Below are 16,856 nucleotides of genomic sequence, written 5' to 3' on the forward strand. Positions count from 1 at the left end.
CTTACTGCGCGACGCCGGCGGGCGCCGGTACGGCAGGGCGGCCCAGGATCGTCTCGCCCGCGATGCTCCGCTGCCCCAGGATCACCTGCGGCTCGATGCCATCGGGCAGGAACACGTCAACGCGGCTGCCGAAGCGGATCAGGCCGACGCGCTGGCCGGCGGCGATGATATCGCCGGGCTTTACGAAGCCGACGATGCGGCGGGCGACCAGTCCGGCGATCTGGGTGAAGCCGATGCGGCGGCCGTACATGTCCTCCACCACGATGTGCTGGCGCTCGTTCTCGTCGCTGGCCTTGTTGAGGTCGGCGTTTAGGAACTTGCCCGAGATATAGACGACCTGCCGCACCGTGCCTGCGATCGGCGAGCGGTTGATGTGGACGTCGAACACACTCATGAAGATCGACACGCGCACCAGCGGCTCTTCGCCAAGCCCGTTCGGACCGCGCAGTTCGGGCGGCAGCGGCACGCGCTCGATCATCGTGACCAGGCCATCGGCAGGTGCCACGATCAGGTCGGCGCCCTGTGGCGTCACCCGGATCGGATCCCGGAAGAAGGCAGCGACCCAGATGGTGAAGCCGACCAGCACAAAGCCGAGCTCGTCCCACACGAAGAACAGGAAGATTGCCGCAACGATCGCGGAAATCGCTACATATTTGCGCCCCTCGGGGTGAACCGAGGGCCAGCGCCATTTCACCGTCGTCGTCACGATCGGCGGTTTTTCCAAGGATGCCATGCGCACGGGTGTACCCGCGCCCCGTTCGCCTGACAACACGCGCGCTTGGTCGAACCCGCCTTCCCGCCCTTGTCGCGGCCGTCCGGTGCCGGTTGATCCATGCCCGGCTTGCTCCTAGACGCAGGGCAACCCTTCCCTGCCAGACAAACGGAAAGCGAGATCATGGCCAAGATCAAGGTGAAGACGCCCGTCGTGGAAATCGACGGCGACGAGATGACCCGCATCATCTGGGCATGGATCCGCGAGCGGCTGATCCTCCCCTACCTCGACATCGACCTCGAGTATTACGACCTGGGTATCCAGAAGCGCGACGAGACCGACGACAAGATCACCGTCGATTCGGCCAAGGCGATCCAGAAGTACGGCGTCGGCGTGAAGTGCGCGACGATCACCCCGGACGAAGCCCGCGTCGAGGAATTCGGGCTCAAGAAGATGTGGCGTTCGCCGAACGGCACGATCCGCAACATCCTGGGCGGCGTGATCTTCCGCGAGCCGATCGTGATCCAGAACGTGCCCCGCCTGATCCCGGGCTGGACCCACCCGATCGTCGTCGGCCGCCACGCGTTCGGCGACCAGTACAAGGCGACCGACTTCAAGGTGCCGGGCGCCGGCAAGCTGACCATGAAGTTCGAGGGCGTCGACGGCGAGGTCATCGAGCACGAGGTGTTCGACTTCCCGGCAGCGGGCGTCGCGATGGGCATGTACAACCTGGACGAATCGATCCGCGACTTCGCCCGCGCCAGCATGAACTACAGCCTCGGCCGCAACTGGCCGCTGTATCTCTCGACCAAGAACACCATCCTCAAGGCCTATGACGGCCGCTTCAAGGACATCTTCGAAGAGGTGTTCGCGACCGAGTTCGCCGACAAGTTCCAGGCCGCCGGCATCGTCTATCAGCACCGCCTGATCGACGACATGGTCGCATCGGCGCTGAAGTGGAACGGCGAGTTCGTCTGGGCCTGCAAGAACTATGACGGCGACGTGCAGTCGGACCAGGTGGCACAGGGCTTTGGCTCGCTGGGTCTCATGACCTCGGTGCTGATGACGCCCGACGGCAAGACGATCGAGGCGGAAGCGGCGCACGGCACCGTCACCCGCCACTATCGCCAGCACGAGCAGGGCAAGGCGACCTCCACCAACCCGATCGCGTCGATCTTCGCCTGGACCGGCGGCCTGAAGTATCGCGGCAAGTTCGACGGCACGCCGGAAGTGACTCAGTTCGCCGAGACGCTGGAGCGCGTCTGCATCGAGACCGTCGAGAATGGCCACATGACCAAGGATCTCGCGATCCTGATCGGGCCGGACCAGCCCTGGATGACGACCGAGCAGTTCTTTGAACAGGTCCGCGTCAATCTGGAGAACAAGATGGGCGCCATCGGCGCCTGATCTTCCGGAACAGCGGACACAAGGAAGGGCCGGCGGAGCGATCCGCCGGCCCTTTCCCGTTGCGCGCTAGCGGATGCCGACCAACGCCTCGTCCACCATGCGGCGGGCGATCTCCGCCTCGCCCATGAAGGTGCAGCTGGCGCCGCGCTGGGCCATCGCTTCCACCTCCTCGTCGGAGTGGGCACGCGCGACGATGTGCAGCGCCGGATTGATCGCGCGCGCCTGCTCGATCACCTGCCCTGCCTCATAGCCCGCGGGGATCGACACGAAGAGCATGCGCGCGTCCGTCAGGCCGGTGCGTGCAAGCGTCGCGGGATTGGCGGCATTGCCCAGCACGATCGTCGCCGCCTCCGGCAACCCCTCATGACGGTCCTCCACCTCGACCAACGTCAGCCGCTCGCCTGCCTCCAGGAGCCGGCTGGCCACCCGCGCGCCGACCCTTCCATGGCCCACCAGGACGATGTGCCCGGCTGCCGGCATCGCAGGCGCGCCGCCGATCGGGGCCGCCTCTTGCGAACGACGGCCGAACCGGTCGATCAGGTTGAAGAGCAGCGGATTAAGCAGGATCGACAGGATCGCGGCTGCGAGGATCAGGTCGCGACCATCGCGAGGAAGCAGGTCAAGTTCGGCCCCGAAGGTCGCGAGAATGAAGGAGAATTCGCCGATCTGCGCCAGGCTGGCGGCGATGGTCAGCGCAGTGCGGCGATCGCGGCCAAACGCCCGCACGATGCCGAAGGCGGCGATCGACTTGCCGACCAGCACGATCGCGAGCGCCGCCAGCACTGGAAGCGTGTGCTCGATCAGGATCGACGGGTTGAACAACATGCCGACCGAGACAAAGAACAGCACCGCAAAGGCGTCGCGCAGCGGCAGCGTCTCCTCGGCAGCGCGGTGGCTGAGCGGAGTCTCGGCCAGCACCATGCCCGCAAAGAAGGCGCCCAGCGCGAAGGACACGCCGAACAGCATCGCCGCGCCGAAGGCGACCCCGAGCGCGATCGCAAGCACCGCCAGGCGAAACAGCTCGCGCGAGCCGGAATGCGCGATGAGGTGGAGCAGCCACGGCACAAACCGCCGGCCTCCAAGCAGCATCACCGCAACGAACACCGCGACCTTGCCGATGGTCAGCGCGATCGTGCCGAGCAGCGCCATCGGATCGCCGCCACCGCTCGCAAAGGCGGGGATCAGCACCAGGGCGAGAACCATCACCAGATCCTCGACGATCAGCCAGCCTACCGCGATGCGACCGCGATCGGTGTCGAGCAGCCGGCGCTCCTGCAACGCGCGCAGCAGGACAACGGTGCTGGCGACGGAGAGCGCCAGGCCGAAGACGATGCCTGCGCCGATCGACCATCCAAAGAAGCTGGCAAGCCCTGCGCCCAGCAGGGTCGCGACCAGAATTTGCACCAGCGCGCCGGGGACGGCGACGCGGCGTACCTCCATCAGGTTGCGAACCGAGAAATGCAGGCCCACCCCGAACATCAGCAGGATGATGCCGAGTTCGGCCAGTTCGTTGGCGAGCGGCTGGTCGGCGACATACCCGGGCGTGAACGGGCCGATGACAACGCCCGCGAGCAGATAGCCGACCAGTGGAGGCATGCGTAGCCGCTGCGCGACGGCGCCGAAGATAAAGGCGATGACGATCCCCGCGACGACGGTGGCAATCAACGGGGTGGCATGCGGCATTCGCGCTCCTCTCGGCTGGTTTCTTCGTTCAACCTAGGAAGCGTCGCCGGGATTGAAAGCACCGAAGGCCAGCGGCGTTGGCATCTGCGCCGTCATCCGCAACAAGGACGCATGCCCCTACCGATCGATTCGACGCCGTTCAGCGACTCGCTGGTGATCCTGGGAGCCGCCGGGCTGGTGATCCCGGCGTTTGCGCGCTTTCGCGTCAATCCGGTGATCGGGTTCATCCTGGTGGGCGTGCTGGTGGGTCCAGCGGGCCTCGGCGCGCTGGTCGACCGCTTCCCGTGGCTGTTCCACGTCACGATCACCGATCGGCACTCGATCGAACCCTTTGCCGAATTCGGCATCGTGCTGCTGTTGTTCTCCATCGGGCTGGAGCTGTCGTTCCGGCGATTGTGGGCGATGCGCGTGCAGGTGTTCGGGCTCGGCGCGTCGGAACTGCTGGTGTCCGGCCTCTTCATCGGCGGGGCGCTGTTCCTGCTGGGCCAGGGGCTGCCGGGCGCCCTGGGGCTGGGCATGGCGCTGGCGCTGTCGTCGACCGCCCTGGTGCTGCCGATGGCAGGCACGACCAGCGTCGTCGGGCGCACGGCCTTTTCCATGCTGTTGTTTGAGGATCTGGCGCTGGTGCCGATCATCTTTGCGCTGGGTGCGCTTGCGCCCAACGCGCAGGATGCTGGCTGGAGCGGCATCATCCAGACGCTCATCTGGGGCAGCGTGGCGATCGCTGCGCTGTTCGTCGGCGGGCGATTGATCCTGCCGCGGCTGTTCGCCCAGGCTGCACGCACCAAGAGCCCGGAGCTGTTTCTCTCGGCGAGCCTGCTGGTGGTGATTGTCGCCAGCATGGTCACGACTGCTGCCGGTCTCTCCCCCATCGTCGGGGCGCTGCTCGCCGGCCTGCTGATCGCCGAAACCGAATATCATACCGAGGTCGAAGTCATCACCGCGCCGTTCAAGGGGCTGGCGCTGGGCGTGTTCCTGATCACGGTCGGCATGAGCCTGGACCTGCGCTCGATCGCCGAGAACTGGCTGTCGCTCGCGACCGCGGTCGGCGGCGTCGTGCTGGTAAAGGCGCTGGTGACGGGCGCGATGCTGCGGGTGGCCCGTTTGCGTCGCGGCGTTGCGGCCGAGACGAGCCTGCTGATGGCGAGCCCGTCCGAGACGACGCTGATCGTGCTCGCGACCGCGGCTCAGGCGCAGCTGATCCAGCCCTCGACCGCCGCCTTCTGGCAGACGGTGACCGCGATCGGCCTCACCATCACGCCGCTGTTGGCGATGGTGGGCAAGCGGGTGGCGCGCCAGATCGATCTGCGGAGCGGCGTCGAGGAACCGCAACCGAGCGCCGAGGGACCAGGTGCGGTCATCATCGGCTTCGGCCGGGTCGGTCGGATGGTCGCCGACATGCTGCGCGCCCATGACAAGCCGTTCGTCGCGGTGGAGTCCAACATCGACACGGTCGCGGCCGCGCGGCGCGACGGCTATCCGGTGATCTTCGGCGACGTGGTGCGCCCGGAGTTGGTCGACCGCCTCAACCTGGGCCGGGCGAGCGCGCTGATCCTGACCATGGACGAGCCGGTCCTGACCGTGCGCATCGCCCGGCGGGTACGCGGCTGGGTGCCCGACCTCACCATCGTCGCCCGCGCGCGGGACGCGGCCCATGCGGCCGAGCTGTATGCCGCCGGGGTGACGGAGGCGGTGCCGGAGACGCTCGAGAGTTCGCTGCAGCTCTCGGAGGCCGTACTGGTGGAAATGGGCGTGGCGATGGGCCCTGTGATCGCCTCTATCCACGAGAAGCGGGACGAACTGCGCCGGGAGATCCGCGAGGGCGCTGGATTGGAGCGCGAGCCGAGGCTGCGGCGTACGCGACGGAGCGAGGTTGCGGGGTGACCCGCCGGGGGTTTTGTTTGAAACTAATGACTTAGAGGCGGCTTCTCACGCGTTTTCACATAGCGCTAGGCATCGCCCGAAACCCTGAGCCTGCGGCTGCGCTGAACGACCGCTTCGCACCCGACGATCGGCGGGTCCGCCCTTTGCCCTCTCCGCTCAGATTCTGTATCCCTGCGCAGGCAGGGATACAGGGCCAAGCAGAACAACCGCTGTCGGAGCGTGTGACCCTGGGCTCCTGCCTTCGCAGGAGCACGGGACAGGGCCTTTGATGTCTCGCGAGGCAGGGACTCAGTGCCACGGCCGAACCGATGGCGACCTGCCCCGCCTGATTCAGGCCGCGACCAGCTCCAGCGCTGCGCGTACCGCCGCGATGGCAGCATCGCCCTTGTCGCCGTCCGGACCGCCGCCCTGGGCCATGTCGGGACGGCCGCCGCCACCCTGCCCGCCCAGCGCGGCGACTGCCGCCTTGACCAGATCGACCGCGCTGTGGATGGCGACCAGATCGGCGGTGACGCCGACTGCGACCGAGGCGCGGCCTTCGTTGACCGCGACCAGCGCAACGACGCCGGAGCCGATGCGCTGCTTAGCCTCGTCGACCGCACCGCGCAGAGCCTTGGCCTCGAGCCCGTCGAGCACCTGGCCGACAAAGGCGACGCCGCCGACCGTCTCCGGTCCTGCGGGGGCTGCACCGGCACCGCCGCCGAGTGCGAGCGCCTTCTTGGCCTCGGCAAGTTCGCGCTCCAGACGCCGGCGTTCCTCAACCAGGGTAGCGACGCGACCCGGCACCTCGTCCGGGGTCGCCTTGAGCAGAGCAGCCGCTTCGCGCAGCTTTTCGTCGCGGCCGGCCAGCCACTGGCGGGCCGCCTCGCCGGTCAGCGCCTCGACGCGGCGGACGCCGCTCGAAACCGCACCTTCGCCGACGATCTTGAACACGCCGATCTCGCCAAGCGCATTGACGTGCGTGCCGCCGCACAGCTCGATCGAATAGGTGCCCTCGGCATCCTCGCCCATCGAGACGACGCGGACTTCATCACCGTACTTCTCACCGAACAGCGCCATGGCGCCCATCGCGATGGCGTCGTCGGGGGTCATGAGGCGCGTGGTGACGGTGCCGTTGCCGCGCACCTGTGCGTTCACCTGCGCCTCCACCTCGGCGATGTCGGCGGGCGTGACGGGGGTGGGCTGCGAGAAATCGAAGCGCAGCCGCTCGGGCGCAACCAGGCTGCCCTTCTGCGCAACATGGGTGCCGAGCTGCTCACGCAGCGCCTCGTGCAGCAGATGGGTGGCGGAGTGGTTGGCGCGGATCTGGCCACGACGTGCGGTGTCGATCGCGAGGTGGACGCTGTCGCCCACGGCCAGCGCGCCAGCGTCGATGCGCGTGCGGTGGACGTGGAGCTTGCCGAGCTGCTTGGACGTGTCGAGCACGGTTGCCGACAGGCCCTTGTCGGTGTCGATTGTGCCGCTGTCGCCGACCTGACCGCCGCTTTCGGCGTAGAAAGGCGTCTGATTGGTGACCACAAGCACTTCCTCGCCCGCTTCGGCGCGGTCGACGCGCGCGCCGTCGCGGACCAGCGCGATCACCTCGCCCTGACCTTCAGCCACGGCATAGCCGGTGAATTCGGTGGCGCCGCTTTCCTCGACGATGTCGAACCACACTTCGTCCGAGGCCTTGGCGCCCGAGCCCTTCCAGGCGGCACGCGCGGCGCGCTTCTGCTCGGCCATCGCAGTTTCGAAGCCGGCGCGGTCGACGCCCAGGCCCTGGCTGCGCAGCGCATCCTCGGTCAGGTCATAGGGGAAGCCGAAGGTGTCGTAGAGCTTGAACGCGGTCTCACCCGCGAGCGTGTCGCCTTGGGCCATGCCGGCGGTCGCCTCGTCGAGCAGGCGCAGGCCCTTGTCGAGCGTCTGGCGGAAGCGGGTTTCCTCCTGGAGCAGCGTCGCCTCGATCAGTGGCTGCGCGCGGACGAGATCGGGATAGGCGGCGCCCATCTCGGCCACCAGCGAGGGCACCATGCGGTGCATCAGCGGCTGCTTGGCCCCCAGCAAGTGCGCGTGGCGCATCGCCCGCCGCATGATGCGGCGAAGCACATAGCCGCGACCTTCGTTCGCCGGCAGCACGCCGTCGGCAACCAGGAAGCCGGAGGCGCGCAGATGGTCGGCGATGATGCGGTGGCTCGCCTGCATCGGCCCGTCGGTGGCGGCACCGGTGAGCGCGCCCGATTCGTCGATCAGCGCGCGGAAGGTGTCGGTGTCGTAGTTGTCGTGGACGCCCTGCAGCACCGCTGCAACGCGCTCCAGCCCCATGCCTGTGTCGATCGATGGGCGCGGCAGTTCGCCGACGATCTCGTTCGCCTGCTGCAAATACTGCATGAAGACGAGGTTCCAGATCTCGACGAAGCGGTCGCCGTCCTCGTCGGGCGATCCCGGGGGACCACCGGCGATGTGATCGCCATGGTCGAAGAAGATTTCCGAGCACGGACCGCAGGGGCCGTCGTCGCCCATCGCCCAGAAATTGTCCTTGGTAGCGATACGGATGATGCGGTCGTCGGACAGGCCGGCGATCTTCTTCCAGAGCTCTGCCGCCTGATCGTCGGTGTGATAGACGGTGACGAGCAGCCGGTCCTTGGCGATCCCCCATTCGCGGGTGATCAGGTTCCACGCGAGCTCGATCGCGCGATCCTTGAAATAGTCGCCGAAAGAGAAGTTGCCGAGCATTTCAAAGAAGGTGTGGTGGCGCGCGGTGTAGCCCACGTTGTCGAGGTCGTTGTGCTTGCCGCCGGCGCGCACGCACTTCTGCGACGAGGTCGCGGTGCTGTAGGGGCGCGTTTCCAGGCCCGTGAACACGTTCTTGAACGGGACCATGCCTGCGTTCACGAACATCAGCGTCGGGTCGTTCTGCGGCACCAGCGGGGCAGACGGGACGCGCGCATGCCCCTCCTTCTCGAAAAAGTCGAGGAACGAGCGGCGAACATCGTTGGTCGAGATCATGCGCGCTGATTAGGGGCAAGCCGCGACCTTGCCAAGCGATCCGCGCGGGACTTGCTGCGCCGCCAGGAAAAGGTCGCAGAGACGTTGCACGAAAGCGCGCCGGCGGTGGCGCGGCAGAAGCGTTCGGGGACAATCGGCTTGACCCGGGCGGCGCATTCCCCTTGGTTGCGCGGCCTGTTCCCCGGGGGTGTTTTCTGAATGGCCAAGCGGCTTACCGCCTATATTCTTGTCGGCCTGGTGCTCGGCCTCGTGGTCGGCTGGGTGCTGAATGCGTCGCTGGATGACGGCGGCGGCGCCGGCACTGCGCAGCTGAAGGACATCGCCGGCTATTTCTCGATCGTGACCGCGCTGTTCCTGCGGCTGATCAAGATGATCATCGCGCCGCTGGTGTTCTCGACCCTGGTGGTGGGCATCACCCATATGGGCGACACGAGTGCGCTTGGCCGGGTTGGACTGCGGGCGTTCGCATGGTTCGTGGGCGCGAGCCTCCTGTCGCTGACGGTCGGGCTGATCCTGGTGAACCTTCTGCAGCCGGGCGTCGGCCTGGGGCTGCCGATGCCGCCGGCGGATGCGTCGGCCGGGCTCGCCAAGGCGTCGTTCAACCTCAAGGACTTCATCAGCCACATCGTGCCCGCCTCGATGGTCGAGGCGATGGCGACCAACGAAATCCTGCAGATCGTCGTGTTCTCGGTGTTCGTGGGCGTGGCGATGACGGCAGTCGGCGAAAAGGCCGCCCCGCTCACCCGCGCGCTTGAGGCGCTGGTGTCGGTGATGCTGCAGATCACCGACTATGTGATGCGGTTCGCGCCGATCGCGGTGTTTGCCGCGGTCGCGGGCACGCTCGCCGAGCAGGGCCCCGGTGTCATCGGCCAGCTCGCCTATTTCATGGGCAGCGTCTATGCGGGCCTCGCCTCGCTGTGGCTGCTGCTGTTCGGCATCGCCTTCCTGATGATCGGGCCGCGGGTCGGCCAGCTGATCCGCTACCTGCGCGAGCCGATCCTGGTGGGCTTCTCGACTGCCTCCTCCGAAGCCGCCTTCCCGCGCACGCTCGAGGCGCTCGACCGGTTCGGGGTGCCGCCGCGCATCGCCAGCTTCGTGCTGCCGCTTGGCTATTCGTTCAATCTCGACGGCTCGATGATGTACATGACGTTCGCGTCGCTGTTCATCGCCCAGGCCTATGGCATCGACCTGTCGATCGGCCAGCAGATCACCATGCTGCTGGTGCTGATGGTCACGTCCAAGGGCATCGCCGGCGTGCCGCGCGCCAGCCTGGTGGTGATCGCGGCCACGCTGTCGATGTTCAAGATCCCGGAGGCCGGCCTGCTGTTGATCCTGGCCGTCGATCATTTCCTCGACATGGGCCGCACCGCGACCAACGTGATCGGGAATGCGATTGCGGCGACCGTGATCGCCAAGTGGGAGGGCGGGCTGGATCCGGCGGAACCGGCAGAGATCGAGCCGGCGCACGCCCCCTCCGGCACCCCGCGCGGCGACGCCCCGGACAGCTTCCGGGACATCGGCTAAGCGGCGTTATGCATAGGCATAGGCATAGGCATAGGGTCCGCCCTTTGCCAAGGCAGCGCCATAGGCGGGGCGGGCGTGGATCCGCTCCAGCCAGTCGATCGTCGCCGGGCGCGTTTCATCGAGCCCGGCTCGATTCCGCGCTGCCTCCAACGGAAAGCTCATCATGATGTCTGCGGCGGTGAACACGTCGCCCGCGAACCAGTCGCGCCGCGACAACTCGCCCTCCACGAAGTCGAGGTGGACGTCGATCATCGGCTGGATACGACGCTGCGCCGCCTTGCCGAGCAGCGGTACCCGGCCGAGCACCAGCTTCACCAGAAGCGGCGGCATCAGCGATCCTTCGGCATAGTGGAGGAAGTGGCGGTAGTGCAGCGCGGACTCGCGATGTGCCGGCGCGCCCAGGCGACCATCAGCTTTCTCGACCAGATACTCGACGATCGCCCCCGTCTCTGCGACCACGACGGGCGTGCCCCCGGCAGAGGCGGCGTCCTCGATCACCGGCGACTTACCCAGGGGGTGCACCTGGCGAAGCTCGGGCGGGGCGAGCATCGTCGCCTTGTTCCGCTCATAGCGTCTCACCGCATAGGGGAGCCCCAGCTCCTCCAGCAGCCAGAGCACCCGTTGCGAGCGGCTGTTCTCAAGATGGTGAACGGTGATCATCCAGTGCCTCCTGCCTGAAACGCCCAACGTCGAGACCGCGCGCTTGGCTGCATGGCGATTGCGCCCGTGCCGGTCCCGAGGCTAACCGCCGCACTGCAAACCGGCGTCGCGATCCTGACGTCCTATCCGGAAGACACCATGGCCTTTGAACAGCTCTCGCTCCTGCCCGCAGATCCGCTGCTGGCGCTGATCGGCGCCTATCGCGGCGATCCGCGGCCCAACAAGCTGGACCTGGGAGTCGGCATGTTCCGCGATGCGGAGGGCGGCACCCCGGTCATGCGCGCCGTCAAGGCGGCGGAGGCGCGGCTGCTCGCCCATCAGGACAGCAAGTCCTATCTGGGCCCGGAAGGCGATGCCCGCTTCGTCGCCGCGCTCGCGCCGCTGGTGCTGGGCGATCCGGTGCCGGCCGAGCGCACGGCCGGCATCCAGACGCCGGGCGGCACCGGCGCGCTGCGGCTGGGTGCGGAACTGCTGGCGCGGGCCGGCGTGACCCGCATCTGGATGGCGACGCCAAGCTGGCCCAACCACGCGCCCATCTTTGCCGCTGCCGGGCTGGAGCCCAGGGCGTATGACGCCTTTGACGTGGCAAGCCAGACGCTGAACGGCGCGGCAATGCTTGCGGCGCTCGACCAGGCGGCCGCTGGCGACGCGGTGCTGCTGCACGGCTGCTGCCACAACCCCACCGGCATCGACCCGGACGCAGCGCTGTGGGCGGAGATCGCCGCTCGAGTCGAGGCGCGCGGGCTCGTGCCGTTCGTGGACCTCGCCTATCAGGGACTGGGCGACGGCTGGGACGAAGATGCGGCCGGTGCGCGGGCGGTGCTGGCGCGCTGCACTCACGGCCTGCTCGCCTATTCGTGCGACAAGAACTTCGCCCTCTACCGCGAGCGCACCGGCGCGCTGTGGACCGTGGCGCCGACCGCGCAGGAAACCGCGATCCTTTATTCCAACCTGCTGGCGCTGGCGCGCGCCAACTGGTCGATGCCGCCCGATCACGGCGCCGCCGCCGCCCGCATCGTGCTGGAGGATGCGGCACTTGCCGCCGAGTGGCGCGCCGAGCTGGATTCGATGCGTGAGCGGCTGTGCCTGCTGCGCCGCGGCGTAAGCGCCCTGGGAACGATCGGGAGCATCGACCTGGCGCCGATCGCCTGCGGCAAGGGCATGTTCGCCACCCTGCCCCTCTCCCGCAGCCAGGTGGCGTGGCTGCGCGAGGAGCATGCGATCTACATGGCAGCCTCCGGCCGCATCAACATCGCCGGGTTCAGCGAAGCCGGCATCTCGCAGTTTGGCGATGCGTTGAAGGCGCTGGTCGCGGCGGGAGTCGCCTAGGCTGCGGCTATTGCGTACTTTCTGCGGAGACGAGTCCCTTGCTCGAGGTGCGAGAGGCCGCCCCGGAGCAGAACCGCGGGCGTTGGTACGGGATACCCTGGGCTCCTGCCTCCGCAGGAGCACGGAGGGCTCGATTGGCCATCGAGTTGTGGCCGCATCCGGGCTCCGACCTTGGCCTGGGGTACGATCGGGCCGGGGAAGCTCGTGAGCGGCGCGCGGGCCGCGTGATGGGCTGGCGCTTGGGGCGGCGGCGTGGGAAGAGCCGGCGATGCGCAGCACCGTTGAACCGTTTCACGCCATCGCCATCAGCCAGCTTGCCCATCAGCTGAAGCGCGAAGGCCGCTCGATCATCCATATGGAATTCGGCCAGCCGTCCACCGGCGCGCCGAGCACCGCGATCGCCGCCGCGCACCGCGTGCTCGACAGCGACGCGATGGGCTATTGGGAGAGCCCGGCGCTCAAGGCGCGGATCGCCCGGCATTATGCCGATCGCTATGACGTGGCAGTGGACCCGGAGCGCATCCTGCTGACCTGCGGAGCGTCCCCCGCCCTCGTCCTGGGGCTGGCAACCGCCTTCATGCCAGGCGACCGGGTAGTGACCGCGCGGCCGGGCTATGTCGCCTATCGCAATACCTTGCGCGCGCTGCACATGGAGCCGGTGGAGATCGACTGCGGCGCAGAGGTTCGTTTCCAGATGTCGCGGATGCGCTGGCGGCAGTTGATCCGGCGCCTGCGGGACTGATCCTCGCGAGCCCCGCGAACCCGACCGGCACGATCATCCCGCCTGAGGAACTGGCCGAGATCGCCGAGCTGTGCCGCGCCAGAGGCATTCGCATCGTGTCAGACGAGATCTACCATGGGCTGAGCTACGACCAGCCTGCGGACACGATGCTGCGGCACTCGGCAGACGCGATCATCCTCAACAGCTTTTCCAAGTATTTCAGCATGGCGGGCTGGCGACTGGGCTGGATGGTCGCACCTGCCGACCTTGTGGAGGAAGCGCGCAAGCGGATGGGCAACCTGTTCCTCACCCCGCCGTCCCTGAGCCAGCATGCAGCCTTGGCAGCGTTCGACGCACCGGAAGAGCTGGAGGGGCACCTCGACACCTACAGGCGCAACCGTGCACTGCTGCTTGCCGCGCTGCCGGAGTTGGGACTGGGCGAGATCGCGCCTCCGGACGGTGCCTTCTACATCTATGCGTCCGTTGCCCATCTGACCGACGACAGCATCGCCTTCTGCAAGCAGATGCTGAGCGACACCGGCATCGCGACCGCTCCGGGCATGGACTTCGATCCGATCCGCGGCGGGCGCTTCATCCGGTTCAGCTTCGCTGTCGCGACGCCGCTCGTCGTCGAGGCAATCGCGCGGCTGCGGGCTTGGCTCCCCACGGTTTCAGCCCAGCCCGGCCAGCCGCGCCTGTGACGAAACCGTTACAGAGAAGCAACACTTTGAAACTCACGAGAGCTCTGCCGACAAGAATCGTATAACGTATTTGACATTCGGTATTCGATCATGTGTTCTCCTTCCCAAGGGCTATCCAAGGGGAGTAAGAAGATGCGTCACCGCGACATCCGACGGTTCACGTCGATTTTCGCCGTTGCGGCAGTGCTGGCGGCCGGGGGGCAGGCAGCAGCACAGACCACCGGTCCCACGATCGAGGACACTGCGCCGCCATCGGAATCGGACGCCGCATCCGAAACGATCACCGTCACCGGCACCCGCATCCAGCGCCCGGACCTCACCAGCAACAGCCCGCTCACGGTCGTCGGTGCGCAGGAAATCCGGCTGCAGGGCGCGACCAACGTCGAAAGCGTGCTGAACCGCCTGCCGCAGGTGACGGCAGACGCGAACGAGAACGTCTCGAACGGTTCCGACGGCACGGCGCGGGTCAACCTGCGCAACCTGGGCAGCAACCGCAACCTGGTGCTGGTGAACGGGCAGCGGCTGCTGCCGGTGCAGGCGAACGACCTGAACCTGATCCCGTCCGTGCTGGTCGAGCGGGTCGACGTGGTGAGCGGCGGCGCCTCTGCCGTCTATGGCTCCGACGCGATCTCGGGCGTGGTCAACTTCATCCTGAAGCAGAACCTCAACGGTGTGCGCGCCGATGTCCAGTACGGCTTCTCCTTCCACGACAACAACAATGATGCCGCGCGCCAGATCGTGGAGGACGCCGGCTATGACCGCGCGAACCGCAACGTGCTCGACGGCCAGCGGCTGAACCTCAGCCTGGCCGCTGGCAAGGACTTCGCCGACGGCCGCGGCAACATCACCGCCTATTTCGGCTATCGCAGCGTCAAGCCGATCCTGCAGTCGGATCGCGACGTCTCCGCCTGCGCGTTCGATCCGAACGCCGACTCGACGGGCCTGATCTGCGGCGGTTCGTCGAACAACCAGTATGGCCTCTTCAATCCGCTGTCGGGACCCGGCTTCGGCACCACCTATGTCAACACCAAGGATGGACAGAAGACCTGGGCGACCTACGGCCCCGAGTATCGCTACAACACGGCGCCGCTGAACTATTTCCAGCGTTCGGACGAGCGCTACACGGCCGGCGGCTTCGCGCATTTCGAGATCAGCCCGGCGGCCGAGGTCTATGCCAGCGGCATGTTCATGGATGACCGCAGCTATTCGCAGGTCGCACCCTCCGCCCTGTGGCAGGGCGATACCTACACCATCAACTGCAACAACCCGCTGATGAGCGCGCAGCAGGGTCAGACCCTGTGCGGCGACGCCTATGGCACGTCGGCAACGCAGGACCTGTTCATCGGCTATCGCCCGGTCGCGGGCAACGCGCGGCCGCGTCGGGATGACCTGCGCCACACCGACTGGCGCATCACGGGCGGCGTGCGCGGGCAGATCGCCGAGGGGATCCGCTACGACGTGAACGCGCTCTACTCGCGCGTGCTGTTCCGTGAGAATTACCAGAACGACATCGACGCGCGGCGCGCGAACCGCGGCCTGCAGGTGGTGGACGTCAACGGCACGCCGACCTGCACCTCCGTCGTCGACGGCACCGATCCCAATTGCGTGCCGCTGGACGTGTTCGGCTATGGCGCGATCTCTCAGGACGCATTCGACTATATCTACGTACCGAGCTACACCCGCGGCCTGGATACCGAGCAGGTCTATAGCGGCAACGTCAGCGCGGACCTGACGAGCTATGGCGTTGTAAGCCCCTGGGCCACGCACGGCATCGGCCTGGTGCTGGGCGTGGAGCATCGCCGCGAGACCCTGAAGTTCGAAGCGGACGAGGTCGCGCAATCGAAGGGCACGACGGAGTCGCAGGGCAAGTTCAACGTCAGCGAGGTCTACGGGGAGCTTGAAGTGCCGGTTCTGGAAGACCTGCCCTTCGCCAAGTCGCTGACGCTCAACGCCGGCTATCGCCTGTCGGACTATAGCAGCCAGGCCAAGAAGATCTCGACCTACAAGTTCGAAATCGAATACGCGCCCGTGTCCGACATCCGCTTCCGGGGCAGCTACAACCGAGCGATCCGCGCGCCCAACATCTCCGAACTCTACGCCAGCCAGTCGATCGGCAACGTGTCCGCACAGGATCCCTGCGCCGGCACCAACCCGGAAGCATCGCTCGAGCAGTGCATGCTGACCGGCGTGACGGCGGCGCAATATGGGACCATCCTGGAATGCCCGTCGGAAACGTGCAGCGCACTGGGCGGCGGCAATCCCGACCTGAAGCCGGAAAAGGGCGACACCTTCACGATCGGCACGGTGCTGACGCCACGGTTCCTGCCGCGCTTCTCGCTCTCCGTCGATTACTTCAACATCAAGGTGAAGGACTATATCAGCTCGGTTCCGACCTCACTGACGATCAGCCAGTGCTTCGCCACCGGCGACCCGTATTTCTGCGGGCTGTTCAACCGCGATCCGCGTACCGGCACGATCTTTGGCCGGCAGGGCTATATCGTCTCGACGAACCTCAACACGGGTTCGCTCAAGACCTCGGGCATCGACGTGGTTGGGAGCTATTCGATCCCGACCGCATCCATGGGCACGTTCGGCTTCGACGTGACCGGCACCTGGCTGAACGAACTCGTCACCGAGCCGCTTCCGGGCCTCGGCTCCTATGATTGCAAGGGTCTGTTCGGTCCGACCTGCGGCCAGCCTTCGCCGGAGTGGCGCCACCAGGCCCGCTTCACCTGGACCGATGCGCAGAACGTCGGCAGCCTGTCCCTCAACTGGCGCTATATCGGCAAGACCAAGCTCAGCACCAACACCGACGATCCGTTCCTGACCAGCGGCAGCTATTCGGAGCTGAACAACCACATCAAGGCGTTCAGCTACTTCGACCTGGCGGGCACGCTGAAGGTGCAGGAGGGTGTGGTGTTTCGGGCCGGCGTCAACAACCTGCTCGACAAGGATCCGCCCGTGCTGTCGCAGGGCAACCTGTATTCGTTCGGCAACGGCAACACCTATCCGGGCGTGTACGATGTCGCGGGGCGGACGCTGTTCGTGGGCATCAGCGCCGACTTCTAAGAAGCCTGAGCGGGCGGCAGGCTCCCCGTCGGGACCTGCCGCTCCACAACGACAGAGGCGGTCCACGCGGATCGCCTCTGCGCGTCTGACGCCTGTTGGAGAACGAGCTTGACCATCGCCGCCCGCCGCATTGCGCTTCTTGGAACGCTGACGTTGGCGGCGCTTGTGGGAGTTCCCGCCA

Annotated in this window: 9 protein-coding genes and 1 pseudogene; 6 read left to right on the forward strand and 4 right to left on the reverse strand. The window is 66.9% G+C overall.

Annotated features, from left to right (window positions below; translation table 11 throughout):
- Position 1: 1 nt before the first annotated feature.
- Positions 2 to 733: a phosphatidylserine decarboxylase gene (locus LK533_RS05325; RefSeq protein ID WP_229361708.1), complete on the reverse strand. Its 732-nt coding sequence runs from the start codon at positions 731 to 733 to the stop codon at positions 2 to 4.
- Positions 734 to 895: 162 nt separating this feature from the next.
- Here LK533_RS05325 and LK533_RS05330 point away from each other — a divergent pair, with 162 nt between their 5' ends.
- Positions 896 to 2,119, forward strand: a complete 1,224-nt coding sequence (locus LK533_RS05330; RefSeq protein ID WP_229361709.1) for an NADP-dependent isocitrate dehydrogenase — start codon at positions 896 to 898, stop codon at positions 2,117 to 2,119.
- 66 nt (positions 2,120 to 2,185) lie between these two features.
- On the opposite strand, the gene ybaL is transcribed toward LK533_RS05330, so the two are convergent.
- Positions 2,186 to 3,802, reverse strand: coding sequence for a YbaL family putative K(+) efflux transporter (ybaL, locus tag LK533_RS05335; RefSeq protein WP_229361710.1), 1,617 nt, complete (start codon positions 3,800 to 3,802; stop codon positions 2,186 to 2,188).
- A 111-nt stretch (positions 3,803 to 3,913) separates the two neighbouring features.
- Between ybaL and LK533_RS05340 the strand changes: the two genes are divergently transcribed.
- Positions 3,914 to 5,686 (forward strand): cation:proton antiporter, encoded by a 1,773-nt coding sequence (locus LK533_RS05340; RefSeq protein WP_229361711.1) that lies wholly within the window; start codon positions 3,914 to 3,916, stop codon positions 5,684 to 5,686.
- 330 nt (positions 5,687 to 6,016) lie between these two features.
- Here the strand turns inward: LK533_RS05340 and alaS are convergent, their stop codons facing one another.
- Positions 6,017 to 8,671: an alanine--tRNA ligase gene (gene alaS, locus LK533_RS05345; RefSeq protein ID WP_229361712.1), complete on the reverse strand. Its 2,655-nt coding sequence runs from the start codon at positions 8,669 to 8,671 to the stop codon at positions 6,017 to 6,019.
- A 198-nt stretch (positions 8,672 to 8,869) separates the two neighbouring features.
- Between alaS and LK533_RS05350 the strand changes: the two genes are divergently transcribed.
- Positions 8,870 to 10,195 carry a dicarboxylate/amino acid:cation symporter gene (locus LK533_RS05350; protein WP_229361713.1) on the forward strand — a complete coding sequence of 442 codons (1,326 nt, stop codon included), beginning with the start codon at positions 8,870 to 8,872 and terminating at the stop codon, positions 10,193 to 10,195.
- 6 nt (positions 10,196 to 10,201) lie between these two features.
- Here LK533_RS05350 and LK533_RS05355 read toward each other — a convergent pair whose 3' ends face one another.
- Positions 10,202 to 10,855: a glutathione S-transferase family protein gene (locus LK533_RS05355; RefSeq protein ID WP_229361714.1), complete on the reverse strand. Its 654-nt coding sequence runs from the start codon at positions 10,853 to 10,855 to the stop codon at positions 10,202 to 10,204.
- 51 nt (positions 10,856 to 10,906) lie between these two features.
- On the opposite strand from LK533_RS05355, the gene LK533_RS05360 reads away from it, so the two are divergent.
- The 3 genes and pseudogenes from LK533_RS05360 (at position 10,907) to LK533_RS05370 (ending at position 16,675) form a co-directional block, all read left to right on the forward strand.
- A complete protein-coding gene (locus LK533_RS05360; RefSeq protein WP_324255260.1) occupies positions 10,907 to 12,184 on the forward strand; it encodes an aromatic amino acid transaminase in 1,278 nt (425 codons plus the stop codon).
- A 268-nt stretch (positions 12,185 to 12,452) separates the two neighbouring features.
- Positions 12,453 to 13,606 (forward strand): annotated as a pseudogene (locus tag LK533_RS05365) (aminotransferase class I/II-fold pyridoxal phosphate-dependent enzyme).
- 132 nt (positions 13,607 to 13,738) lie between these two features.
- On the forward strand, positions 13,739 to 16,675 hold the full coding sequence (locus LK533_RS05370) for a TonB-dependent receptor domain-containing protein (RefSeq protein WP_229361715.1): 2,937 nt from the start codon (positions 13,739 to 13,741) through the stop codon (positions 16,673 to 16,675).
- Positions 16,676 to 16,856: the final 181 nt, after the last annotated feature.

Origin of the sequence: Sphingomonas sp. PL-96, assembly GCF_020707215.1 — a bacterium.
Classification (GTDB): domain Bacteria; phylum Pseudomonadota; class Alphaproteobacteria; order Sphingomonadales; family Sphingomonadaceae; genus Sphingomonas.